Raw genomic sequence first — 23,457 nt, forward strand, 5'->3', positions numbered from 1 at the left:
GTGACAAAGTGCAAGCGCCAGCTGCGCCCCTTTTCCGCTACTATGAAAGAGAGTGGGCTGAATAATGGAAAAAGTATGCAACAGGCGCAAAAAGCGGTAACAGGGACACTTCTGGCCATCGGGCTACTGGCCGCACAGGCTGGCGCGGCAGAGCGTTGCCCAATGAAAAACCAGCAGATCAATGAGAGCAATGCGCTGATCCTGCTTGGCGGCACCGGGCGCGGCGAGATCCGCGACTTCAGCGCGGGCACCATCGGCAAGGATGTCAATTTGCAGTCCCACTACAGCGGCAGCTTTGACCGCTGTGGCCAGCTGGAGGAGGCGGCCTTCAAGTACCAGAAGACCGAGCGCAATGTCCGGCTGGAGATGGCCAACCATACGCTACGCAGTAGTGAGGGGTGGGTCACCCAGTATGACATCGCCGTCTCGATGTTCCGCGACAATCAGGTGACGCTGCTAACCCGCAAGCGCGGCACCCTGCACTTCACCACCGGCAAGCATGGCAACATCACCGCCGCCACCGACACCTTCCTGATCAACGAGGAGAGCGGCTTCACCAACAGCACCTACCGCTATGATGACCAGTGGCGGCTGGTGGAGAGCACGGCGCGCGGCACCGATGCGCTGAACAACGAGCAGCTGCGCTACCGCTACTCGCCGCAGGGGTGGCTGCTGGCCAGCGACTCCGACAAGGGCGGCATCAGCTACCGCTATAATGATAAGGGCGTGGAGCAAAGCTCAACGCGCCACAACCGCTCCGCCGTCAGCGAGAGCAGCAGTCTGGAGAGTTGCCAGTCCTGGGATGAGCATGGCAACTGCACCCTGAGCGAGACGCTGGAGACGGAGATGTTTGCCACCATGCGCCTGACGCGCAACATCAGCACCGCCTACCAGTACCACTACTGGGACGACGCGCCTACTGCCGATCAATGACCTGGGCGATGGCCGCCGAGTGGGTCAGGGTGCGGATCTCGCTGAACAGGCCGGTCGCCTCCTCATACTCCTTGCGCAGGTAGCCAAGCCACTGCTTGATGCGCGCCACGTGGTACATGCCGGTGTCGCCCTGCTTCTCCAGCCGCACATACTTCTGCAACAGCCGCACCACCTCCGGCCACGGCATCCGTGGCTCGTTGTACTTCACCACCCGGCTGAGGTTCGGCACGTTGAGCGCGCCGCGCCCGAGCATCACCGCGTCACAGCCGGTCACCGCCAGACACTGCTGCGCGCTCTGGTAGTCCCAGATCTCGCCGTTGGCGATCACCGGGATGGTGAGGCGCTGGCGGATCTCGGCAATCGCCGGCCAGTTGATGCGATCCGCCTTGTAGCCATCCTCTTTGGTGCGGCCATGCACCGTCAGCTCGCTGGCACCGGCCTGCTGCACGGCGTCGGCAATCTCCAGGCTGCGGCTGCCGGAGTCCCAGCCGAGGCGCACCTTGACCGTCACCGGCAGGTGCGATGGCACTGCCTCGCGCATCGCCTTCGCGCCACGGTAGATAAGCTCCGGGTCTTTAAGCAGGGTCGCGCCGCCGCCGCTGCCGTTCACCAGTTTGGAGGGGCAGCCGCAGTTGAGATCCACGCCATAGGAGCCCAGCTCCGCCGCGCGCGCGGCGTTCTCCCCCAGCCACTCCGGGTACTGGCCGAGCAGCTGCACCCGCACCCGCGTGCCGGAGGCGGTGCGGCTCCCCTGCTCCAGCTCCGGGCAGAGGCGCAGGAAGGATTTGACCGGCAGCAGCTGATCCACCACCCGCAAAAATTCGGTGATGCAGAGATCGTAGTCATTGACCTCACTGAGCAGTTGCCGCACCAGTGAGTCGAGGACGCCCTCCATCGGGGCGAGAAGTACACGCATTGCCGGTTACCTTAAAAAAATGAGGCGCCATGATACGGGCGATGCCCCGCCCAAGGCAATGCCCGGCGGGCCGCCGTCAGGGCGAAAAAAAAGCTGCCCGGAGGCAGCTTTTTTCAGCGGGGGGAAATCAGTCCGCCTTGGTGGCCGGACGGGAGCGGCGTGGCTGGCTCCCCGGACGGCGCTGGCCGTCGCTGTGGCCCTGACGCTGGCGCGGTGGCTGGCCGCTGCGGCCCTCGCCACCGCGGCTTTCGCCGCGCCCTTCACCGCTGCGGTTGCCACGGCTCGGGGCATTGCCGCCCGTGCGCTGGCCGCCGCCATTGCCGTTGCCGCCACGGCCGCCCTGACCGCGACCGCCGCCCTGACGGCCATTGATGATCGGCTCCGCCTTGATGGTCGGGTCTGGGTCATAGCCCGGCAGCGCGATGCGCGGGATCTCTTTCTTCAGCAGGCGCTCGATGTCACGCAGCAGCTTGTGCTCATCGACGCAGACCAGCGAGATCGCCTCACCGGTCGCTTCGGCACGGCCAGTACGGCCGATGCGGTGCACGTAATCTTCCGGCACGTTCGGCAGCTCGTAGTTCACCACGTGCGGCAGCTGATCGATGTCCAGACCACGCGCGGCGATGTCGGTCGCCACCAGCACACGGATGCGGCCATCCTTGAAGTCAGCCAGTGCACGGGTACGCGCGCCCTGGCTCTTGTTGCCGTGGATCGCGGCGGCAGTGATGCCATCTTTGTTGAGCTGCTCGGCCAGATGGTTGGCGCCATGCTTGGTGCGGGTGAAGACCAGCACCTGTTGCCAGTTGCCCTCGCCAATCATCTGCGACAGCAGTTCCCGCTTGCGCTTCTTGTCCACGAAGTGGACGCTCTGCGCCACCTGCTCGGAGGCGGTGTTGCGGCGCGCCACTTCCACCGAGGCCGGGTTGTGCAGCAGCTTGTTCGCCAGCGCCTTGATGTCGTCGGAGAAGGTCGCGGAGAACAGCAGGTTCTGGCGCTTCGGCGGCAGCTTGGCCAGCACGCGGCGGATGTCATGGATGAAGCCCATGTCGAGCATACGGTCAGCTTCGTCCAGCACCAGAATCTCTACGTGGGAGAGATCCACGGCGTTCTGGTGTTCCAGATCCAGCAGGCGGCCCGGGGTGGCGATCAGCACATCGACGCCGCCACGCAGCTTCATCATCTGCGGGTTGATGCTCACGCCGCCAAACACCACCAGCGAACGCAGGCGCAGGTGTTTGCTGTAAGCCTGCACGTTTTCGCCAATCTGCGCCGCCAGCTCACGGGTCGGGGTCAGGATCAGCGCGCGCACCGGGCGACGGCCCTTGCTCTGGTGCGGGGTGCTGCTCAGCAGGTGCAGCAGCGGCAGGGTGAAGCCTGCGGTTTTGCCGGTGCCGGTCTGGGCACTGGCCATCAGGTCACGGCCTTCCAGCACCACAGGAATGGCCTGGCGCTGGATCGGGGTCGGCTCACGATAGCCCTGTTCCTCTACCGCACGCAGAATATCGGTATGTAAACCGAGAGAATCAAATGACATAAAGAGTAAAGCTCCAGATCTCCCGTTACCAACCAGGTTGGTGCAGTTTCCGGGGAGATATTCAGACGAGGCAAGATGAGGCATTACCACGAGGATTCGGCACAAACTGCAAGTGCGCCAGTTGCGCAAAGTGTAGCAGATAACCCCCGGGATTCGTGAAATATTATGCACCCGCTCACAATGTGGGGAAAAATCCGCCCCTGTCCGGCTGCCCCTGCGCAGGTTGGCACGCCAGCGCGCATAAAAAAACCGGGCGCGATGCCCGGTTTTTCATCCTACCTGTGCTTAGCGGCGGTTGCCGAAGATGCGCAGCAGCATCAGGAACAGGTTGATGAAGTCGAGGTAGAGCGTCAGCGCACCCACGATCGAGTACTTGCGGAAGCTGTCACGGTCAGCCGGATTGAGCTGCTCGCCGATGTTTTTCAGCTTCTGGGTGTCATAGGCGGTCAGGCCCACGAACACCACCACCCCGATGTAGGTCACGGCCCACATCAGCGCGCTGCTCTTCAGCCAGATATTGACCACCGAGGCCAGCACGATGCCGATCAGCGCCATAAACAGCATACTGCCCATGCCGCTCAGGTCACGCTTGGTGGTGTAACCGTAGAGGCTCATCGCGCCAAACATCCCGCCGGTCACCACAAAGGTGCTGGCGATGGAGGAGTAGGTGTAGAGCACGAAGATGCTGGAGAGCGTCAGCCCGGTCAGCACCGAGTAGAGCATAAACAGCGTGGTGGCGACCGCGCCGCTCATGCGGTTCACCAGCCCGGAGAGCACAAACACCACCGCCAGTTGGGCGATGATCAGGCCAAAGAAGGTCATCTGGCTGGAGAAGATCGCCTGCATGATCGCCGGCGTGTTGGCGGCGTACCAGGAGACGAAGGCGGTCAGCAGCAGGCCGCAGGTCATCCAGCCGTAGACCTGTGCCATGTAGGTCTGGAGGCCGGTGCTAGCACCTTGGATGATGGTATTGTTGGAACGCGGATATCTGTCCATGTGAAACCTTTTGCGTAAATGACAGAAAAGTCAGGCTGCAACCACAGCCCTCCAAAAAGTATAGTCTACCACAGGCGGGCCGCTGCCTCAGGCCCCCGGTTTCCCGGCCCAGCGGTCGGCGGCCTGATGGTCGCTGTCACGCGCCGCCACCCAGCGCTCGCCCTCTGGCGTCGCCTCGCGCTTCCAGAACGGGGCGCGGGTCTTCAGGTAGTCCATGATGAACTCCGCCGCCTCAAAGGCCATGCCACGGTGGGCGGCGCTGACGCCGACGAACACAATCTCGTCGCCGGGGTACATCGCGCCGATGCGGTGGATCACCGTGACGCGCTGCAACGCCCAGCGGCCGCGCGCCTCCGCCACGATCTCCGCCAGCGCCTTCTCGGTCATGCCGGGGTAGTGCTCCAGCGTCAGGGTGCTGACGTCCGCGCCCAAATTGTGGTTGCGCACCTTGCCGGTGAAGGTGACCACTGCGCCGTCGTCGTCGCAGGCCGCCAGCCAAGGATACTCATCACCGACGCTAAAACGCGCCTCGCCGACGCGGATACGGGTCTGCTCATGCTCTGCCATCTCAGCCCCCGGTGACCGGTGGGAAGAAGGCGACCTCGTCGCCCGCCTGCAACGGGTGGGCCATCTCCACCAGCGACTGGTTAACCGCCGCCAGCAAGTTGCCCTCCCCCAGCGCCAGCGCCCAGCGGTCGCCGCGCGCGCAGAGCGCCTGCCGCAGCGACTCCACATCCGGGTAGGTGGCCGGCAGGCTCAGGCTGGCGGTGCCAACCAGTTCGCGCACCTGGGCGAAAAACAGGATCTCAATCATGGGGCCGCCTCAAAATCACCGGACTTGCCGCCGCTTTTCGCCAGCAGGCGCACCGGGCCAATCACCATATCTTTCTGCACTGCCTTGCACATGTCATAGATGGTCAGCGCGGCCACCGAGGCGGCGGTCAGCGCTTCCATCTCGACGCCGGTCTTGCCGCTCAGGCGGCAGCGCGACTCAATGCGCACGCGGTTGTGCGCCGGTTGTGCCTCCAGCTGCACCTCGACCTTGGTCAGCAGCAGCGGGTGGCAGAGCGGGATCAGATCCCAGGTCTTTTTGGCGGCCTGAATGCCAGCGATGCGCGCGGTGGCGAACACGTCGCCCTTGTGGTGGCTGCCGTCAATGATCATCGCCAGCGTGGCGGGCAGCATCTCGACGAACGCCTCGGCGCGCGCCTCGCGCACCGTCTCGGCCTTGGCGGAGACATCCACCATGTGGGCCTCGCCAGCGGCATTAATGTGGGTCAGTTGGGACATGGTTACTCGTTCTCATCCGTTCCGTCGTCCTGCGGCAGTGCCTTCAGGTGCGGAATAAAGTTACAGGGGCGTTGGCGCGCGTCGAGCTGCTCGGCGATGATGCGCTCCCAGGCGGTGCGGCATGCGCGGGTCGAACCGGGCATGGCAAAGATCGCCGTCTGGTTGGCGAGGCCGCCGATGGCGCGCGACTGGATGGTGGAGGTGCCGATCTCCTCATAGGAGGCCATGCGGAACAGCTCGCCAAAGCCCTCGATCTCGCGGTCAAACAGCGGGCGCAGTGCCTCTGGCGTGGTGTTGTGCGCCGAAAAGCCGGTGCCGCCGTTGATTAAAATCACCTGTACGTCCGGGTCGGCAATCCACGCCGATACCACGGCGCGGATCTGGTAGAGGTTATCCTTCACGATGCGACTCACCACCACGCGGTGGCCGGCCTCATGCGCCGCCTCGCGCAGGTAGTCGCCCGAGGTGTCGTCAGCCTCGGTACGGGAGTCGGACACGGTCAGCACCGCAAGCTGGGCGGGAATAAAGACGCTGCCGGCTTTGCTCATAGAAGCTCCTTGACGAAACGGCGGATCAGCCGCCGATAAATGAGAGGTTTTGCGTGATGCCGGTGTTGCCCTGATGCAGGAAGTGGGTCTGCTTTTTGCGTTGCAGTCCGCCCTGGATGCGATCGAGCAGCGCCTCGCGATCGCGGTCATCGGCCAGCAGGTCGCGCAGCGGCACTCCCTGTTCACCGAACAGGCAGAGGTGCAGGTTACCGATCGCCGAGACGCGCAGGCGGTTGCAGCTGGCGCAGAAGTCCTTCTCGTAGGGCATGATCAGGCCAATCTCACCACAGTAGTCCGGGTGGCGGAACACCTGCGCCGGGCCATCGCTGCGGCCGCGCAGTTGCAGTTGCCAGCCAGCGGCCAGCAGTTGGTCACGGATCACCTCACCGGAGAGATGGTGCTTGCGGAATAGGTCGCCGCCGTCGCCGGTCTCCATCAGCTCAATAAAGCGTAGCTGAATCGGGCGATCTTTTATCCAGTTGAGGAATGCCGGCAGTTGGTTGTGGTTGACGCCGCGCATCAGCACCGCGTTGACCTTCACCTTCTCATAGCCCGCCTCGAAGGCGGCATCGATGCCGGCCATCACCTGGCGGAACTTGTCCTGCCCGGTGATGGCATGGAACTGGCGGGCGTCGAGGCTATCGACGCTGACGTTGATCGCCGTCAGCCCGGCATCGCGCCAGGCGGCGACGTCACGCGCCATGCGGTAGCCATTGGTGGTCACCGCCAGCGTGCGGATGCCGGGGTTCTCACGCACCGCGGCAATGATCTCGCAGAAGTCGCGGCGCAGGCTCGGCTCGCCGCCGGTCAGGCGCACCTTTTCGGTGCCGAGGTCGGCGAAGGCGCGGGTGACGCGGCGGATCTCATCCAGCGACAGAAAGCTCTTCTTGGCATGGCCGCTCGGTTTGTAGCCATCCGGCAGACAGTAAGTACAGCGGAAATTACATACGTCGGTAATCGACAGGCGCAAGTAGTAGAACTTGCGCGCAAAAGCATCGGTAAGTTGGGACACCTGTAACACCTTTCCAAATACGGGAGATGCAGGCATTTCTGCCTCGCACCCTGGTGGCGTTCGCCACGGCCAGGGCGCCATATCATTTATGTCAGCAAGAAAAATGACTTAGGCGCAAAGGCTAGGAGTGTGGTCACCAACCGGCCGCGCGTGGCGGGGGGTCAGGACGCATTGAGTGGGAAATTTTAGCGCTAAATTGCGCGCAGCGCCAATCCGCTTTTTCGCTATATACATTGATATATAACGAAATTTGCCGCGCAACCGCTTGCTTTGCAACCACCGGTAACAGCCGGGATAAAATTCAGGTAAAATCGCCGCCGTCGCGTCAGGGTTGCCTGCCGCCAGGCCCCCGTACCGATCTCAAGAAGGATCCCTATGCGCAACAGAACATTAGCTGACCTCGACCGGGTCGTCGCCCTTGGCGGCGGCCACGGACTGGGCCGAGTGATGTCCGCCCTCTCCCCGCTCGGCTCGCGCCTGACCGGCATTGTCACCACCACCGACAACGGCGGCTCCACCGGGCGCATCCGCCGCTCGGAGGGCGGCATCGCCTGGGGGGACATGCGCAACTGCCTCAACCAGCTGATCACCGAGCCAAGCGTCGCCTCGGCGATGTTTGAGTATCGCTTCAGCGGCAATGGCGAACTGGCTGGCCACAACCTCGGCAACCTGATGCTGAAGGCGCTAGACAATTTGAGCGTGCGGCCGCTGGAGGCGATCAATCTGGTGCGCAGCCTGCTAAAGGTGGATGCCCAACTGATCCCGATGTCAGAGCAGCCGGTGGATCTGGTGGCGCTCGACCACGAGGGCAACCACGTCTATGGCGAGGTGGACGTTGATCAGTTGCAGCACATGCCGCAGCAGCTGATGCTCTCGCCGCCGGTGCACGCCACCGCCGAGGCGCTGGAGGCGATCGCCCACGCTGACATCATCCTGATTGGGCCGGGCAGTTTCCTCACCAGCCTGATGCCGCTGCTGCTGCTGGAGGAGCTGGCGACCGCCCTGCGCCGCAGCAGCGCGCCGATCCTCTACATCGGCAATCTGGGACGCGAACTGAGCGTTGCCGCCGCCTCGCTGTCGCTGGCAGACAAGCTGAGCCTGATGGAGAAACGCATCGGCCGCCGGGCAATTCAGGCGGTGATTGCCGGGCCACAGGTCAATACGGACGGGCTTGACGGGCGGCTGGTTATCCAGCAGCCGCTGGAGGCCAGCGATATCCCCTACCGCCACGACCGCGAGTTACTGCGCCAGGCGCTGGAGCGGGCATTGCAGTTGATGAAGTGAAAAAAAACCGCCGAACCGGCGGTTTTTTTATGGCTGCTTCCAGGGATTATTGTGCTGGGTGTCGAGGTAAAGCTCCTCCACCTTCTGGCGCGCCCACGGAGTGCGGCGCAGGAATTTCAGGCTCGACTTGATGCTCGGATCGCTCTTGAAGCAGTTGATGTTGATGCGCTGGGCCAGACCCGGCCAGCCGTAGTGATCGACCAGTTCGGTCAGCAGCCGCTCCAGCGTAATGCCGTGCAGCGGATCGTTGGAAGATGTGGGGGAGTGTGTCATGGCCGCGTGCCTCAAAAAATCGGGGCGCACACCTTAACAGGTTTATGCGCCCCGGCAAACGCCGGCCTCAGGAGGCGGCGATGAACTGCTCGCGCAGTTGCTGGATCTCGTCGCGCACGTTGGCCGCCTCCTCGAACTCCAGGTTCTGGGCGTGGACGTACATTTTGGCCTCCAGCTCGCGGATTTTGTTCTCCAGCGCCTTTGGCGACAGCGCGTTGTAGGTGGCCTTCGCCTCGGCGGCGCGTTTGCTCTGCTTGGTGCGCGAGGTCGGCTGGCCAATTTGCAGGATGTCGGCGATGCGCTTGTTGAGGCCCTGCGGCGTGATGCCATGCTCCTCGTTGTAGGCCATCTGCTTGGCGCGGCGGCGCTCCGTCTCCTCAATGGCGCGCGCCATCGAGTTGGTGATCTTGTCGCCGTAGAGAATCGCCTTGCCGTTCAGGTTACGCGCCGCGCGGCCGATGGTCTGGATCAGCGAACGCTCGGAGCGCAGGAAGCCCTCTTTGTCGGCGTCGAGGATCGCCACCAGCGACACCTCCGGCATGTCCAGCCCCTCACGCAGCAAGTTGATGCCCACCAGCACGTCGAACTCGCCCAGACGCAGGTCGCGGATAATCTCGACGCGCTCCACGGTGTCGATGTCAGAGTGCAGGTAGCGCACCCGCTCGCCATGCTCCTCCAGGTACTCGGTCAAATCCTCCGCCATGCGCTTGGTCAGCGTGGTGACCAGCACACGCTCATTGATCGCCACGCGTTTGCGGATCTCAGAGAGCAGATCATCCACCTGGGTGGCCACCGGGCGCACCTCAATCAGCGGGTCGAGCAGGCCGGTCGGCCGCACCACCTGGTCAATCACCTCGCCGCCTGACTTCTCCAGCTCGTAGTTGCCGGGGGTCGCCGAGACGTAGATGGTCTGCGGTGCCAGCGCCTCAAACTCCTCAAAGCGCATCGGGCGGTTGTCGAGCGCCGACGGCAGGCGGAAGCCATACTCCACCAGCGTCTCCTTGCGGGCGCGGTCGCCGCGGTACATGCCGCCGAGCTGCGGGATGGTCACGTGCGACTCATCGATCACCAGCAGGCCGTCGGCCGGCAGGTAGTCAAACAGCGTCGGCGGGGCCTCGCCCGGCCCACGGCCGGAGAGGTAGCGCGAGTAGTTCTCGATGCCGGAGCAGTAGCCCAGCTCGTTCATCATCTCCAGGTCAAACTGGGTGCGCTGGGTCAGGCGCTGCTCCTCGAGCAGCTTGTTGTTGGCCAGCAGCCCCTTGCGGCGGTCAGCCAGCTCCTCCTTGATGCCCTCCATCGCCTCCAGGATGCGCTCACGCGGCGTCACGTAGTGGGTCTTGGGGTAGATGGTGAAGCGCTGCACATCCTGCTCCAGGTGGCCGGTGAGCGGGTCGAACAGCGACAGGCGCTCCACCTCCTCGTCAAACAGCTCCACGCGCAGCGCCAGGTCATCGGACTCCGCCGGGAAGATGTCAATCACCTCGCCGCGCACGCGGAAGGTGCCGCGCTGGAACGCCTGATCGTTGCGGGCATATTGCAGCTCTGCCAGCCGACGCAGGATAGCGCGCTGGTCGATCAACATGCCGCGCGTCAGGTGCAGCATCATCTTCAGGTAGGTATTGGGATCGCCGAGGCCGTAGATGGCGGAGACCGAGGCCACCACGATCACGTCGCGCCGCTCCAGCAGCGCCTTAGTGGCTGACAGGCGCATCTGCTCGATATGCTCGTTGACCGCCGCGTCCTTCTCGATGAAGGTGTCGGAGCTGGGCACGTAGGCTTCCGGCTGGTAGTAGTCGTAGTAGGAGACGAAGTACTCCACGGCGTTCTCGGGAAAGAACTCCTTCATCTCGCCATAGAGCTGCGCCGCCAGCGTCTTGTTGGGTGCCAGCACCATGGTGGGGCGGTTGAGGTCGGCGATGACGTTGGCGACGGTAAAGGTCTTACCGGAACCGGTCACCCCGAGCAGTGTCTGGTGCGCCAGTCCGTTCTCCAGCCCCTCTTCCAGGCGGCGGATCGCCTCGGGCTGATCCCCGGACGGCTTGAAATCGGAACGAAGTTTGAACGTTTTACTCATTGAATAGGCTACCTGTTGGAGAGTCGTGCAACGCTGCGTAAGGGGAAGATGCCCCACGACGCGAAAAGGCGCCCGCACGGCTAGTAAGTATGGAGGCCGGCGCGATTTTTTCCACTCCTATTCTACTGGATATAATCCCAGGTTCAAAGGCGATTTTTTGCCCGGTTGGCAGCCCTGCCCCATGATGGGCTTGACGATGCGCAGCGGTGTGACAAAAAAATGATGGTTTTGTCACATACCAGATTTTATCCCCAGAACGCAGCGCAAATTAACCTGGCGTTAAAATTTAGCATTTTATTCACGCCGTTTTCATCGCGCAGTCATCGGTGACTTGTTTTTTAATAACCTGCTGAAAGGGAAAGCCTTTTACAAAAAGGGGAGATTGACGGCAATCTGGCTCCAAGCCGCGCCCCGCCTTGGTTGCAGAGAGTTTTCTCAATATAATGCACAAGGTTATCCACAGGAATGGTGGATAACTCACACAGGCCCGCAGACGGCGGGAGTTGGCTAAAAACGGCGTTTGGCATATCAATGAGGAATAAATGGCTTTTTTTAGTTAATTTTATTCCACTTTTACTGGCTATATATGCTGATAAAGACTAACGCGCCCTCTTGCCAGCGGCAGGAACCCTACTTTGCGCCGGGGTATTGGTGCAAGTTGCAGCAACCCGAATTCCGCACTGCACCAGCACCATCCGGCAAGGCACCGGCAGGGTGCAGGCCCCCTCCCCCTGATGCGCCAAAAGATTAGGATTACTTATTTATAGAGCCACCTTTTCAGCCCGATATTCATTAACAACCGCTTAACTTCACGTTTCTCCCCGCGCTGTGTGAAAGTGGCCTGAAGATTGCTTTCTCTCTGTCAGGGGAGGTTTTTCCTGTTTTAGGACACCGGGGCGATACACTGCCTTCCTGTCGCCGTCTCCCTGCTTTAGCCGGGCATTTGCTGGCTTTGGCCCATTTATCACTGCCGACGCGGCGTTTCGCTGCGGTTTGTGCGGGTGGGATGGGGGGGCGACAGGCTATAAAGGTTCACTCAGCACCCTGCACTCTGCGCCCGCTATGCAGCATGAACGGCACGCTGATGACGGATAACCGGTTCTGCACATTGACGGCCAGCCTGGGAAGGTATGCCGGCGCACCACGCGCAGCGAGCGCCACCTGACACGGTGGGCTTGCACTGACCATGAAGGCGTATCTGGGGGAGTGTGAGATGTTAAGCGTGAAAGCAGTCAACCAATATTATGGGCAGACCCACACGCTGTGGGATGTCAACCTGGAGTTGCCGCGCGGCGAGTGCGCCTGCCTGTTGGGGCGCGCAGGCGTCGGCAAGACCACGCTGGTGAATTGCATCATGGGTCATCTGCCTGTGAAGAGCGGCACGGTCATCTGGCAGCGCGGCGATGAGCCGCCGCAGAACCTGCTGCAACAGCCGGTGGAGACGCGCGCCGCCCTCGGCATCAGCTATGTGCCACAGGGGCGGCCCATCTTCTCCCAGCTTAGCGTGGAGGAGAACCTGCACGTGGCGCTGATGGCCGCGCGCCACGGCCGGCGCGCCATTCCTGACGTGGTGTTTGACCTCTTCCCGGCGCTGCATGACATGGGCAGCCGGCGCGCCGGGGAGCTAACCGGGCCACAGCAACAGCAGCTGGCGATGGCGCGCGCGCTGGTGCCGGAGCCGGAGTTGCTGATCCTGGATGAGCCAACGGAGGGCGGGCAGCCGGAGCTGATGGCGGAGATGGGCAACATCATCCACCGCCTCAACCGCGATCTTGGCCTGACGGTGCTGTTGGTGGAGCACCGCCTGCCGTTTATCCGCCGCGTCGCTGACCGCTTCTTCCTGCTCGACCGTGGCCGCAACGTGGCGGAGGGGACGCTCGACCAACTCGACGACCAGCTGATCAGCCACTATCTGATGTAGCCGCTTAGGTCAGCGCGCTGAGATCCAGGTAGTGCCCCAGCGGCGCGTCAGGGTTCTCCAGATAGGGAATTTCGCCCAGCAGCGGCGCGGGCAGCAGGTCGCGCAGCGTCGCCATATACTCGGCGTGGCGGCGGCCCGCTGGCTGCACGCCATTGGCGACCCAGCCCACCAGCGGCAATCCGGCCTGCTGCACCGCCAGCGCCGTCAGCAGCGCGTGGTTGATGCAGCCAAGCTTCACCCCTACCACCAGAATCACCGGCAGTTGCTCCTGCACCACCCAGTCAGCGAAGCTGAATCCCTCGCCCAGTGGCGTGAACCAGCCGCCCGCCCCCTCCACCAGCACCCAATCGGCGCGCGCCTCCAGCTGGCGTAGCCCGACAGAGAGGGTGGCCGCCTCAATCGGCCGCCCCTCCTCCCGGCTGACGATGTGCGGCGAGGTCGGCTCGAGGAAGGTGCAGGGGTTGACCTCCTCGTAGCGCAGCGCCAGCGTGCTGTGGCGTTGCAGCGCCAGCGCGTCGCTGTTGCGCGCGCCCTCCGGCGTCATCTCACTGCCGGAGGCCACCGGCTTGTAGCCAGCGGTCTGGTAGCCGGCCAGTGCCGCCGCCTGCAACAGGGCGCTGCTCGCCACCGTCTTGCCCACCTCAGTGTCAGTGCCAGTGACAAAATAGCGTTTAATCACGGTAAATCACTCCATAAACCAATTGGTAACTCAGCGGGCATAGCCCGTCGCGGCGCGGGAAGCTGGCCTCCAGTTGTGCCAGTTGCTGGCGGCCGGTCAGCCCGGCGTTACGCCCCTCATGCAGGTGGGTGGCACCGATGCCCTTCAGCGAGCGCATCAGGGCGCGCACGTCTTCAAAGCGCGCCACCTCGGTGCTGAAACCCAGCTCATGCCGGTAGGGGCGGCAGGCGTCGGCGATCTGCTCCACCGGCAGGAAGCGGTTGGTGTGCGTGCCGCCATCAATCTGCTGCCACGCCTGTGCCAATTCGCTAAGCGAACCGGCGGCCAGCGTGGAGAAGAGGATCACCCCGCCGGGGCGGGTGACGCGGTACAACTCCGCCAGCGCCGCGGGCAGGGCATCGCACCACTGCACCGCCAGGCTGCTGAAGGCGACGTCCACCACCGCATCCGGCAGGGGCAGCGCCTCAATGTCGCCGGTAAGGTAGCGGTCGGCGGAGTCCAACGCCTGCGCCTGCTGCACCATGCCGGGCGCCAGATCGAGCGCCCACACCTCATGGCCAGCGGCGCGCCAGCAGCGGCTGAAGTGGCCGGTGCCGCAACCGGCGTCCAGCACCCTGGCCTGCGGGGGATGGCGGCGAGCGCCATCAGCCGCTCGCCAACCCGGCGTTGCAGGTCGGCGGCGGCATCATAACTGTGGGCGGCGCGGCTAAAGGCCGCCGCCACCGCGGGTTTGTTGACGCCCGTTGGGCGGTCAGCGACAGGCAGCATGGAGCGCCTCCAAAAGTTGGTCGATATCTTCCGGCTGGTGCGCGGCAGTCAGCGTCACACGCAGCCGGGCACTGCCGGGCGGCACCGTCGGCGGGCGGATGGCGCTGACCCATAGCCCCTGCGTCCGTAGGCGGGCGGCCAGATCGAGCGCCGCCTGATTGTCGCCGACAATCAGCGGCTGGATCGGGGTCTGGGACGCCGCCAGTTGCAGCGGCAGCCCGGCCACCCCGGCGCGAAAGCGCTGAATATGCTGGTGCAACCGCGCGCGCAGGGCATCGCCCTGCTGGAGGGCGGTGAGCGCCGCGTCCAGCGCGCACACCTGGGCGGCGGGCATCGCGGTGCTGTAGATCAGGTGGCGCGCCCGTTGCAGCAGGAATTCGGCGGTCGCCTCATCGCACAGCACCGCCGCGCCGCTAACGCCAAATGCCTTGCCGAAGGTCAGCACCAGCAGATCCGGCCGCACGCCATGCAGGCGGGCGCTGCCGCTCCCCTGCTCCCCCACCACGCCGATGCCGTGGGCATCATCCACCAGCAGCCAGCCGCCCTGTTGGCGCGTCTCTGCCGCCAGTGCCGCCAGCGGGGCGGCGTCGCCGTCCATGCTGAACACCCCCTCGGTGACCACCAGCGTCTCGCCGCTGTGCGGCGTTGCCAGCAGGCGCGCCAGCGCGGCCGGGTCATTGTGGGCGAAGCGGCGCAGGGTGGCGGGCGCGTGCATCGCCGCCTCCAGCAGCGAGGCGTGGCTCAGCCGGTCTGCCAGCACCCGGTCGCCCTCCTGCAACAGCGCTGCCAGCACCGCCTGATTGGCGGCGAAACCAGAGATAAACAGCAGCGCGCGCGGGTAACCCTGCCACGCGGCCAGCCGCTGCTCAAAGCGCTGGTGCGTCTCGCTGTAGCCGGTGACGTGGCCGGAGCCGCCCGCGCCGACGCCATGCCGCGCCGCGCCCTGTTGCCAGGCGGCGATCACCGACGCATCACGGCTTAGCCCCAGATAGTCGTTGCCGGAGAAGTTGAGGTAACGCCGCCCCGCCTGCTCCAGCCAGCGGCCATTGCCGCCCTGATTCGGCAGACGGCGGCGGTAGGCGGCCGCGGCGTGCTGGGCGGCCAGCGCCGTTGTGATGCGTTCCGTCCAGCTCATGGCGCGTTACAGGGCCGCATTGTAGAACTGCGCGGTATCCGCGTTGACCAGCTGCGCCGCCAGCGCCTGCTGCTGCTGGTTGTCGCCGTGTTCCACCTCGGTGGCCTGCGGGTTCAGCCCCAACTTGCGGAACAGGATCAGATCCTTGTCCTCCGCCGGGTTCGGCGTGGTCAGCAGCTTGCAGCCGTAGAAGATGGAGTTCGCGCCCGCCATAAAGCACATCGCCTGCGTCTGCTCGCTCATCTGCTCACGGCCCGCCGAGAGGCGCACGTGGGAAGTGGGCATCATGATGCGCGCCACCGCGATGGTGCGGATGAAGTCGAACGGATCGACGTCTTCGTTATCGGCCAGCGGCGTACCCTTCACCTTCACCAGCATGTTGATCGGCACGCTCTCCGGCGGGGTCGGCAGGTTGGCGAGCTGCATCAGCAGGCCAGCGCGGTCGCGCACCGTTTCGCCCAGCCCAACGATGCCGCCGGAACAGACCTTGATGCCCGCGCCGCGCACCTCATCCAGCGTGTCGAGGCGCTCCTGGTAGCTGCGGGTGGTGATGATGCTGCTGTAGAACTCGGGCGAGGTGTCGAGGTTGTGGTTGTAGTAGTCCAGCCCGGCGTGCGCCAGCCGCTGCGCCTGCTCGCTGTTCAGTGTGCCCAGCGTCATGCAGGTCTCCATGCCCATCGCCCGGACGCCCTGCACCATCTGCTCCAGATAGGGCATGTCGCGGTCATGCGGGTTTTTCCACGCCGCGCCCATGCAGAAGCGGGTCGATCCGGCGGCCTTCGCCTTGCGCGCCGACTCCAGCACCTGCTCCACCTGCATCAGGCGCTCCGCCTCCAGCCCAGTTTTGTAGCGCGAGCTTTGCGGACAGTATTTGCAATCCTCCGGGCAGGCGCCGGTCTTGATGGAAAGCAGCGTACTGACCTGCACCTGGCGCGGGTCGAAGTGCTGGCGATGCACCTGTTGCGCCTCGAACAGCAGCTCCAGGAAGGGTTTGTCAAACAGGGCCTGGGTTTGCTCAAGCGTCCAGTGAATACGTTGTGCCACGGCGGCATCTCCTTATCAGTGTTGTGGACACAGTGTAAATAACGCCGCCGACCTGTCAACCAAAACAGATCTGTTAAGTTTACGGTAAACTTTGTGTAGACTGTGCGGTTTACCAATCTCCGCCGGGTTCTCCTGATGACTGATGATGATTTAGCCTTTGACCAACGCCATATCTGGCACCCCTACACCTCGATGACCGCCCCGCTGCCCTGCTACCCGGTGGTGGCCGCCGAGGGCGCCGAGCTGGCGCTGGCCGATGGCCGGCGGCTGGTGGATGGCATGTCCTCCTGGTGGGCGGCAATCCACGGCTACAACCACCCGGCGCTGAACGCCGCCGCCAGCGCGCAGTTGGGGCAGATGTCCCATGTGATGTTTGGCGGCATCACCCACCCGGCGGCGGTCAGGCTCTGCCGCCAGCTGGTGGCGATGACGCCGGAGGCGCTGGAGTGCGTGTTCCTGGCCGACTCCGGCTCGGTGGCGGTGGAGGTGGCGCTGAAGATGGCGATGCAGTACTGGCAGGCGCGCGGCGAATCCCGCCAGCGGGTGCTGACGCTGCGCCACGGCTACCACGGCGACACCTTCGGCGCGATGGCGGTGTGTGACCCGCAGAACTCGATGCACAGCCTCTACCAAGGCTACCTGCCGCACCACCTGTTCGCTGACGCGCCGCAGTGCGGCTTCGACGATCCGTGGGACGCCCGCGACATCGCGCCGTTTGAGGCGCTGCTCACGGCCCATGCCACGGAGATTGCCGCGGTGATTCTGGAGCCGGTGGTACAGGGCGCGGGCGGGATGCGCATCTACCATCCCGAGTACCTGAAGGCGGTGCGCGCGCTGTGCGATCGCCACGGCATCCTGCTGATTGCCGATGAGATCGCCACCGGCTTTGGCCGCACCGGTAAGCTGTTCGCCTGCGAACATGCAGGCATCACGCTGGATATCCTCTGCCTCGGCAAGGCGCTGACCGGCGGCTACCTGACGCTCTCCGCCACCCTCACCACCCGCCACGTCGCCGAGACCATCAGCAATGGCGAGGCGGGCTGCTTCATGCATGGCCCGACCTTTATGGGCAACCCGCTGGCCTGCGCCGTGGCCTCCGCCAGCCTATCGCTGCTGGCTGAGAACCGCTGGCAGGCGCAGGTGGCGGCCATTGAAACGCAGCTGAAGGCCGAACTCGGGCCGCTGGCCGCCCACCCGGCAGTGGCGGCGGTGCGCGTGCTGGGGGCGATTGGCGTGGTAGAGATGCGCGAGCCGGTGGAGATGGCGCGGCTGCAACGCCACTTCGTTGAGCAGGGGGTATGGATCCGGCCCTTTGGCCGCCTGATCTACCTGATGCCGCCCTACATCATCACGCCGGTGCAACTGCGCCGCCTGACCGGCGCTATCGCCTCCGCGCTGGCCTGATGCCAAGGGGGAGCCGCTGCGCTTCCCCTTTATTTTTCCCCCAGCCGCCCCGCCCGGCGCGCCTTCACTGCTTCCGCCAGCTTACACCGCATAAAATCCTAAGAACTCATGCCTATACTTAGGGATGGTGTTTCCTATCCAACCAAAAGGAGTGAGTGATGAGTCAGAGCAAAACCGTTAACCGTCGTCTGGTCCTGGCGTCGCGCCCGCATGGCGCGCCAACGGCGGAGAACTTCCGCCAAGAGGAGCACCCGATCCCACAGGCGGACGAAGGGCAGGTGGTCTTGCGCACCGTCTTTCTCTCCCTCGACCCCTATATGCGCGGCCGCATGAGTGATGCCCCCTCCTACGCCGCGCCCGTCCAGATTGGCGAGGTGATGACCGGCGGCGCGGTGTCACGCGTGGTCTCCTCGCGCCACCCCGATTTCCAGGAGGGTGACTGGGTACTCGGCTCCACCGGCTGGCAGGACTACAGCGCGGTGGCTGGTGACAGCGTGAAGAAGCTCGACCCGCGCATCGCTGACCACCCGTCGCTGGCGCTGGGCGTGCTCGGGATGCCGGGCTTCACCGCCTTTATGGGGCTGCTGGACATCGGCAACCCGCAGCCGGGCGAAACGGTGGTGGTCGCCGCTGCCACCGGCCCGGTCGGCTCGCTGGTGGGGCAGATCGCCAAAATCAAGGGGTGCCGGGCCATCGGCATCGCGGGCGGCGAGGAGAAGTGCCGCTACGCGCAGGAGGAGTTTGGCTTTGACGCCTGCATCGATCACCGTGCCGAGGATTTCGCCGAGCAGTTGAAAGCCGCCTGCCCGGACGGCATCGACGTCTATTATGAGAATGTCGGCGGCAAGGTGTTTGACGCGGTGATGCCGCTGCTCAATACCAAGGCGCGCATCCCGGTGTGCGGGCTGGTGTCGCAGTACAACGCCACCAACCTGCCGGATGGCCCGGATCGCCTGCCGCTGCTGGCCGGCATGATCCTGCGCAAGCGCCTGCGGGTGCAGGGCTTCATTATTTTTGATGACTATGGCCACCGCTATGACGAGTTCGCCGCCCAGATGGGCGAGTGGTTCGACGCGGGGAAAATCGCCTTCCGTGAGGACATCACCGAGGGACTGGAGAACGCGCCGGACGCGCTGATTGGCCTGTTGGAAGGGAAAAATTTTGGCAAGGTTGTGGTACGCGTCGGGGAGGATGAGTGATCCCCACGCAGCCACTTGATGAGGAGGAAACGATGAAAATCTTAATGGTGCTGACGTCACATGACCAACTCGGTGACACCGGCAAGAAAACCGGTTTCTGGCTCGAGGAGTTCGCCGCGCCCTACTACGAATTCATTGATGCGGGCGCGGAGGTGACGGTCGCCTCACCGAAGGGTGGCCAGCCGCCGCTCGACCCTAAGAGCGACGAACCAGACGCGCAGACCGCCCACACCCAGCGTTTCCGTGAGGATGAGGCGGCGCAGCAGGTGCTAGCCAACAGCGTGCCGCTGGCGGAGATCAACGCCCACGACTATGACGCGGTGTTCTACCCTGGCGGCCACGGCCCGCTGTGGGATCTGGTGGATGACCGTCACTCGATCATGCTCATCAATACCCTCTACGCCGCAGGCAAGCCGGTGGCGGCGGTCTGCCACGCGCCGATTGCGCTGCGCAACGCGCAGAAACCGGATGGCACGCCGCTGGTGCAGGACAAGCGCGTTACCGGCTTTAGCAACAGCGAAGAGGATGGCGTCGGCCTGACCAAGGTGGTGCCGCATCTGGTGGAGAACGAGCTGAAGCGCATGGGCGGCGACTACAGCAAAGAGGCGGACTGGAAAAGCTACGTGATCGACGACGGCCATCTGGTGACCGGCCAGAACCCGGCTTCCTCCGCGGAAACCGCACAGATGTTATTGAAAAAATTGGACGTTTAGGCTAGAGATGGAGGGCGGCGGCCATGCGGTTGCCGCACCACACCCACCACGACATCATCAATTGGGGAACCGAGATGGCATTGACACTGACCAGCCATGACCTGAAAGACGGCGACAAAATGCCGCAGCGCCAGGTCTTCAACGGCATGGGTTACAGCGGCGAGAACCTGTCGCCACACCTCGCCTGGGACGGCGCGCCGGAAGGCACCAAAAGCTTTGCGATCACCGTCTATGACCCGGACGCGCCAACCGGCTCCGGCTGGTGGCACTGGGGCGTCGCCAACATCCCGGCGGACGTGCGCGAACTGGCAACCGGCGTCGGCTCCGGGCAGGGCAGCCTGCCAGCGGGCGCGGTGCAAACCCGCACCGACTTCGGCAAGGCGGGCTACGGCGGCGCGGCCCCGCCGCAGGGCGAGAGCCACCGCTACCAGTTCACCGTCCATGCGCTTGATCTGGAGCAGATTGAAGTGGATGAGAATACCAGCGGCGCGATGCTGGGCTTCTACATCCACCACCACAGCCTCGGTAAGGCGAGCCTAACGGTCACCTTCAACTGACCGTTGCGCCCACAAAAAAGCCCCGGATTGCCGGGGCTTTTTTTATGGCACCAGATTACTCAATGTCAGCGTACTGCTTGTCCAGATCGAGGATGGTGACCCACATCGGCCCCTGGCCCACGTCGTAGCGCGCCAGCGTGGTAAGCGCCCCGCTCTGCGCATCGATCTCAGCCACCTCAATGCCAGCGGACTTCTGCCCGGCGGTGATGACAAAGCGGCCGCTGTGATCGATGTTGAAGCCGCGCGGCTGGGTCTCGGTCGGGTGGTGGCCAGCGGCGGTCAGGGTGCTGCCATCCTCGGAGACCTGGAACACGCTCAGGATGCTGGCAGTGCGGTCGGTGGTGTAGAGGAAGCGGCCATCCGGCGTGATATGGATATCCGCCGCCCAGCGGGTGCCGCTGAAGTCAGCCGGCATCACGTCCAGCGTCTGCACCGCGCGGTAGCCGCCCTCTTCCGCCTGCCAGACGTCCACGCTGCTGTTCAGCTCGTTGATACAGTAGGCGAAGCGCTGGTTCGGGTGGAAGGCCATGTGGCGCGGGCCTGCGCCCTCGACGGTGCCCATCCCTTCCGGCTGGTGGGCGGTCAGGGTGCCATCCTGCGCCAGATCGAACAGGCGGATGCGATCCTCTTTCAGGCACGGCACCAGCAGCACCTGATTGTCTGGCGAGATGTTGGAGGAGTGCGGCGCGTGGAGGTTCTCCAGCGTCTGCGAGGCGGCCTGTACCACACCATCCCGGCCAATCGGGCTGACGCTGACGCAGTTGCCGCTGTAGGAGGCGGCGAACAGGAAGCGCCCCTGGCGGTCGGTCTCCAGGTGGGTCGGGCCGCCGGGCAGCGGTGCCATGCCCGCCTGCTCCAGCTGGCCATCATCGGCGATGCGGTAGCTCACCACGCCGAACGCCGGGCGCACGCCCACGTACAGGAAACGGTTATCCGGGCGCAGCACCATCGGCTGTACCTGTCCCGGCACCTCGACGGTTTGCAGCAGGCTGAGCGTGCCATCGCCGGCAAGCTGCCAGACGTGGATCTGCTGGCTGTCCGGGCTGGCGACATAGACGACTTGCTTCATGATCTCTCCTTTTGGGGCCACGCCCACCGGCGCGGCATGGGTGGCGTAATGCATTTTAGCGCGTGTTGTTTCCTACCATAACCATTCATCCGGCTGGCGCATAGCACCGAGTGTGTTTTCCCCCTGCCGGTTCGCTGCTACTATCGTCTGAATCGGCTGACTTTTATTCACTTCACAACGAGACCTGTTATGACCTATCGCGTAATTGCGCTCGACCTCGACGGCACCCTGCTGGACCGTCAAAAACGTATCCTGCCGGAGTCCCTGAAGGCCATCGCCGCCGCCCGTGAGCTGGGCGTGACCGTGCTGGTGGTCACTGGCCGCCACCACGTCGCCATCCACCCCTTCTATCAGGCGCTGAAGCTGGACACCCCGGCCATCTGCTGCAACGGCACCTACCTCTATGACTACCAGAACCGCAAGGTGCTGAAGTCCGACCCGCTGCGCAAGGATCTGGCGCAGCAGGTGATCACCATGCTCGACCACTCCAAAATCCACGGTATGCTCTATGTGGATGACGCGATGCTCTACGAGCGCCCGACCGAGCACGTGCTGCGTTCGCTGGCATGGGCCGAGACCCTGCCGGAGGCGCAGCGCCCGACCATCCTCCAGGTGGAGAGCCTGAGCGCCGCCGCCGAGCGCGCCGACGCCATCTGGAAATTCGCCACTACCCACCCGGATCTGGACGCCCTGAAGGCCTTCACCATGGAGGTAGAGGAGAAGCTGGGGCTGGCCTGTGAGTGGTCATGGTTTGACCAGGTGGATGTCGCCAAGGGCGGCAACAGCAAGGGCAAGCGCCTGCAGGAGTGGGTGGAGTCGCAGGGCATGACGATGAAGGACGTGCTGGCCTTCGGTGACAACTACAATGACCTGAGCATGTTGCAGACCGCCGGCCTTGGCGTGGCGATGGGCAACGCCGACGACTTCATCAAGGAGCGCGCCGGGCTGGTGATTGGCACCAACGAGGAGCCGGGCATCGCCGCCGTGATTGAGCAGCATATCCTGCAATAAGTGGTTGGGGCGGCCAGCGCGCCGCCCCTTGCGAACATCTAGCCAGAGATAGAGACGCTCTTGACCTGCGCGTAGCACCACAGCCCCGGCTTGACCTGCAACTCATCCCGCGCCCACGGGGAGATGCGCGCCCAGAGTATCTGCTCACCGATTGCCAGCTTCACCTCCACCTGATCCTCCACCTCCAGACACTCCAGCACCTTGGCGCGCAGGATGTTGCGGATGCTGCTGCCGTGCGGCGGGGAGAGCGCCAACGAGACGTCCGCCGCCTGAATGCGGATGCGCAGCCGGCTCTCCACCGCCGCCGCCACCCGGTTGACCCACAGGTGCTGATCGCCAAGGCTTAGCGCGCTCATCGCGTAGCGCGGGTGGTGCTCCAGCACCGTCACCGGCAGCACACTGCTCTGGTCGGCCTTCGGCAGCCATGGCCGCAGCGCGCTGCTGGCCCACACCGCCTCCAGCGGCCCCTGTGCGCGCACCTCGCCGCGATCCAGCACCAGCACCTGCTGCGCCAGCCGCAACAGCTCGTCCATGCTGTGGGTGACGTAGAGGATCGGCAACTGGACGTCATGCGCCAGCCGCTCCAGATAGGGCATCAGCTCGCGCTTGCGCGGCAGGTCGAGGGAGGCGAGCGGCTCATCCATCAGCAGCATCTCCGGCCCGGTGAGCAGCGCGCGGCCAATCGCCACCCGCTGCTTCTCGCCGCCGGAGAGGGTCTGCGGGTGGCGCTCCAGCAGCGCCTCAATGCCCAGCAGGGAGACGACCTTGTCAAACTCACCGCGCTGCGATGTTGGCATCCCGTAGGTCAGGTTGCCGCGCACCCGGTAGTGCGGGAAGAGGCGAGCGTCCTGAAAGACATAGCCGATGCGCCGCTTCTCCGGCGGCAGCCAGATGCGCGCCTCACTGTCGGTCAGGGTGCGGCCATTGAGACGGATCAGGCCACGATCGGGCCGTGCCAGCCCGCCAATCAAATTGATAAGCGAGGTTTTGCCCGCGCCGGAGAGGCCGAAAATGGCGGTGATGCCCACCGCCGGCAGCGTGGCCTGTACTGATAAGCTCAGGTCGCCGAGGCGGTGCGTCAAATCGAGTTCCAGCAT

Annotated in this window: 23 protein-coding genes, 1 pseudogene and 1 riboswitch; of the genes and pseudogenes, 8 read left to right on the top strand and 16 right to left on the bottom strand. The window is 64.3% G+C overall.

Translation table 11 applies throughout. The features are described 5' to 3' along the window. Positions 1 to 75 precede the first annotated feature (75 nt). Entirely contained in the window at positions 76 to 933 is an 858-nt protein-coding gene (locus ACK3SD_RS12125) for a hypothetical protein (RefSeq protein WP_481125655.1), read from the top strand. Here the strand turns inward: ACK3SD_RS12125 and dusC are convergent. The 8 genes from dusC to moaA all read right to left on the bottom strand — a co-directional run bounded on the left by dusC (position 917) and on the right by moaA (position 7,229). Further along, entirely contained in the window at positions 917 to 1,849 is a 933-nt protein-coding gene (dusC, locus tag ACK3SD_RS12130; RefSeq protein WP_481125656.1) for a tRNA dihydrouridine(16) synthase DusC, read from the bottom strand. The genes ACK3SD_RS12125 and dusC overlap by 17 nt on opposite strands. A gap of 127 nt (positions 1,850 to 1,976) precedes the next feature. After that, the gene (gene rhlE, locus ACK3SD_RS12135; RefSeq protein WP_481125657.1) at positions 1,977 to 3,383 is read right to left on the bottom strand and encodes an ATP-dependent RNA helicase RhlE; all 1,407 of its coding nucleotides are present in this window, start codon (positions 3,381 to 3,383) and stop codon (positions 1,977 to 1,979) included. A gap of 285 nt (positions 3,384 to 3,668) precedes the next feature. Continuing rightward, positions 3,669 to 4,379: a Bax inhibitor-1/YccA family protein gene (locus ACK3SD_RS12140; RefSeq protein ID WP_137763796.1), complete on the bottom strand. Its 711-nt coding sequence runs from the start codon at positions 4,377 to 4,379 to the stop codon at positions 3,669 to 3,671. An 87-nt stretch (positions 4,380 to 4,466) separates the two neighbouring features. After that, entirely contained in the window at positions 4,467 to 4,946 is a 480-nt protein-coding gene (gene moaE / locus ACK3SD_RS12145; protein ID WP_481125658.1) for a molybdopterin synthase catalytic subunit MoaE, read from the bottom strand. A gap of 1 nt (position 4,947) precedes the next feature. After that, positions 4,948 to 5,193, bottom strand: a complete 246-nt coding sequence (gene moaD / locus ACK3SD_RS12150; RefSeq protein WP_481125659.1) for a molybdopterin synthase sulfur carrier subunit — start codon at positions 5,191 to 5,193, stop codon at positions 4,948 to 4,950. Further along, positions 5,190 to 5,669, bottom strand: a complete 480-nt coding sequence (moaC, locus tag ACK3SD_RS12155; protein WP_137763799.1) for a cyclic pyranopterin monophosphate synthase MoaC — start codon at positions 5,667 to 5,669, stop codon at positions 5,190 to 5,192. The genes moaD and moaC overlap by 4 nt, the downstream gene beginning before the upstream one ends. A gap of 2 nt (positions 5,670 to 5,671) precedes the next feature. Beyond that, positions 5,672 to 6,217 carry a molybdenum cofactor biosynthesis protein B gene (moaB, locus tag ACK3SD_RS12160; RefSeq protein ID WP_137763800.1) on the bottom strand — a complete coding sequence of 182 codons (546 nt, stop codon included), beginning with the start codon at positions 6,215 to 6,217 and terminating at the stop codon, positions 5,672 to 5,674. A gap of 25 nt (positions 6,218 to 6,242) precedes the next feature. Next, a complete protein-coding gene (moaA, locus tag ACK3SD_RS12165; protein WP_481125660.1) occupies positions 6,243 to 7,229 on the bottom strand; it encodes a GTP 3',8-cyclase MoaA in 987 nt (328 codons plus the stop codon). Next, a riboswitch (molybdenum cofactor riboswitch) is annotated at positions 7,220 to 7,369 on the bottom strand. Its footprint overlaps the gene before it by 10 nt. 235 nt (positions 7,370 to 7,604) lie before the next feature. Here moaA and ACK3SD_RS12170 point away from each other — a divergent pair. Then, positions 7,605 to 8,513 carry a gluconeogenesis factor YvcK family protein gene (locus tag ACK3SD_RS12170; protein ID WP_481125661.1) on the top strand — a complete coding sequence of 303 codons (909 nt, stop codon included), beginning with the start codon at positions 7,605 to 7,607 and terminating at the stop codon, positions 8,511 to 8,513. Between the two features lie 27 nt (positions 8,514 to 8,540). Here the strand turns inward: ACK3SD_RS12170 and ACK3SD_RS12175 are convergent, their stop codons facing one another. Beyond that, positions 8,541 to 8,786: a VF530 family protein gene (locus tag ACK3SD_RS12175; protein WP_137763803.1), complete on the bottom strand. Its 246-nt coding sequence runs from the start codon at positions 8,784 to 8,786 to the stop codon at positions 8,541 to 8,543. Between the two features lie 67 nt (positions 8,787 to 8,853). Further along, a complete protein-coding gene (gene uvrB, locus ACK3SD_RS12180; protein WP_137763804.1) occupies positions 8,854 to 10,860 on the bottom strand; it encodes an excinuclease ABC subunit UvrB in 2,007 nt (668 codons plus the stop codon). A 1,213-nt stretch (positions 10,861 to 12,073) separates the two neighbouring features. Between uvrB and ACK3SD_RS12185 the strand changes: the two genes are divergently transcribed. Next, a complete protein-coding gene (locus tag ACK3SD_RS12185) occupies positions 12,074 to 12,781 on the top strand; it encodes an ATP-binding cassette domain-containing protein (RefSeq protein ID WP_137763805.1) in 708 nt (235 codons plus the stop codon). Positions 12,782 to 12,785: 4 nt separating this feature from the next. Here the strand turns inward: ACK3SD_RS12185 and bioD are convergent, their stop codons facing one another. From bioD to bioB, 4 genes and pseudogenes are all read right to left on the bottom strand, one after another. Next, a complete protein-coding gene (gene bioD, locus ACK3SD_RS12190; protein WP_481125662.1) occupies positions 12,786 to 13,460 on the bottom strand; it encodes a dethiobiotin synthase in 675 nt (224 codons plus the stop codon). Continuing rightward, positions 13,453 to 14,228, bottom strand: a pseudogene (gene bioC, locus ACK3SD_RS12195) (malonyl-ACP O-methyltransferase BioC). The gene bioD and the pseudogene bioC overlap by 8 nt, the downstream one beginning before the upstream one ends. Further along, complete coding sequence (gene bioF / locus ACK3SD_RS12200; protein ID WP_481125663.1) at positions 14,212 to 15,363, bottom strand: 8-amino-7-oxononanoate synthase; 1,152 nt, start codon at positions 15,361 to 15,363, stop codon at positions 14,212 to 14,214. Before bioF ends, bioC begins: the two are co-directional and overlap by 17 nt. Positions 15,364 to 15,369: 6 nt before the next feature. After that, complete coding sequence (bioB, locus tag ACK3SD_RS12205; RefSeq protein WP_481125664.1) at positions 15,370 to 16,407, bottom strand: biotin synthase BioB; 1,038 nt, start codon at positions 16,405 to 16,407, stop codon at positions 15,370 to 15,372. A gap of 135 nt (positions 16,408 to 16,542) precedes the next feature. Here bioB and bioA point away from each other — a divergent pair, with 135 nt between their 5' ends. The 4 genes from bioA (at position 16,543) to ACK3SD_RS12225 (ending at position 20,280) form a co-directional block, all read left to right on the top strand. After that, positions 16,543 to 17,811 (top strand): adenosylmethionine--8-amino-7-oxononanoate transaminase, encoded by a 1,269-nt coding sequence (bioA, locus tag ACK3SD_RS12210; protein WP_481125665.1) that lies wholly within the window; start codon positions 16,543 to 16,545, stop codon positions 17,809 to 17,811. 158 nt (positions 17,812 to 17,969) lie between these two features. Continuing rightward, entirely contained in the window at positions 17,970 to 19,010 is a 1,041-nt protein-coding gene (locus ACK3SD_RS12215) for an NADP-dependent oxidoreductase (protein ID WP_481125666.1), read from the top strand. Between the two features lie 32 nt (positions 19,011 to 19,042). Then, complete coding sequence (locus tag ACK3SD_RS12220; RefSeq protein WP_481125667.1) at positions 19,043 to 19,723, top strand: type 1 glutamine amidotransferase domain-containing protein; 681 nt, start codon at positions 19,043 to 19,045, stop codon at positions 19,721 to 19,723. A gap of 74 nt (positions 19,724 to 19,797) precedes the next feature. Next, on the top strand, positions 19,798 to 20,280 hold the full coding sequence (locus tag ACK3SD_RS12225; protein ID WP_137763813.1) for a kinase inhibitor: 483 nt from the start codon (positions 19,798 to 19,800) through the stop codon (positions 20,278 to 20,280). Between the two features lie 55 nt (positions 20,281 to 20,335). Here the strand turns inward: ACK3SD_RS12225 and pgl are convergent, their stop codons facing one another. Continuing rightward, positions 20,336 to 21,349 carry a 6-phosphogluconolactonase gene (gene pgl, locus ACK3SD_RS12230; RefSeq protein WP_481125668.1) on the bottom strand — a complete coding sequence of 338 codons (1,014 nt, stop codon included), beginning with the start codon at positions 21,347 to 21,349 and terminating at the stop codon, positions 20,336 to 20,338. Between the two features lie 189 nt (positions 21,350 to 21,538). Between pgl and ACK3SD_RS12235 the strand changes: the two genes are divergently transcribed. Beyond that, entirely contained in the window at positions 21,539 to 22,360 is an 822-nt protein-coding gene (locus tag ACK3SD_RS12235) for a pyridoxal phosphatase (RefSeq protein WP_481125669.1), read from the top strand. A gap of 38 nt (positions 22,361 to 22,398) precedes the next feature. On the opposite strand, the gene modC is transcribed toward ACK3SD_RS12235, so the two are convergent. After that, entirely contained in the window at positions 22,399 to 23,457 is a 1,059-nt protein-coding gene (gene modC / locus ACK3SD_RS12240; RefSeq protein ID WP_481125670.1) for a molybdenum ABC transporter ATP-binding protein ModC, read from the bottom strand.

The sequence above is a fragment of the Chimaeribacter sp. YP20170169 genome (genome assembly GCF_056739715.1).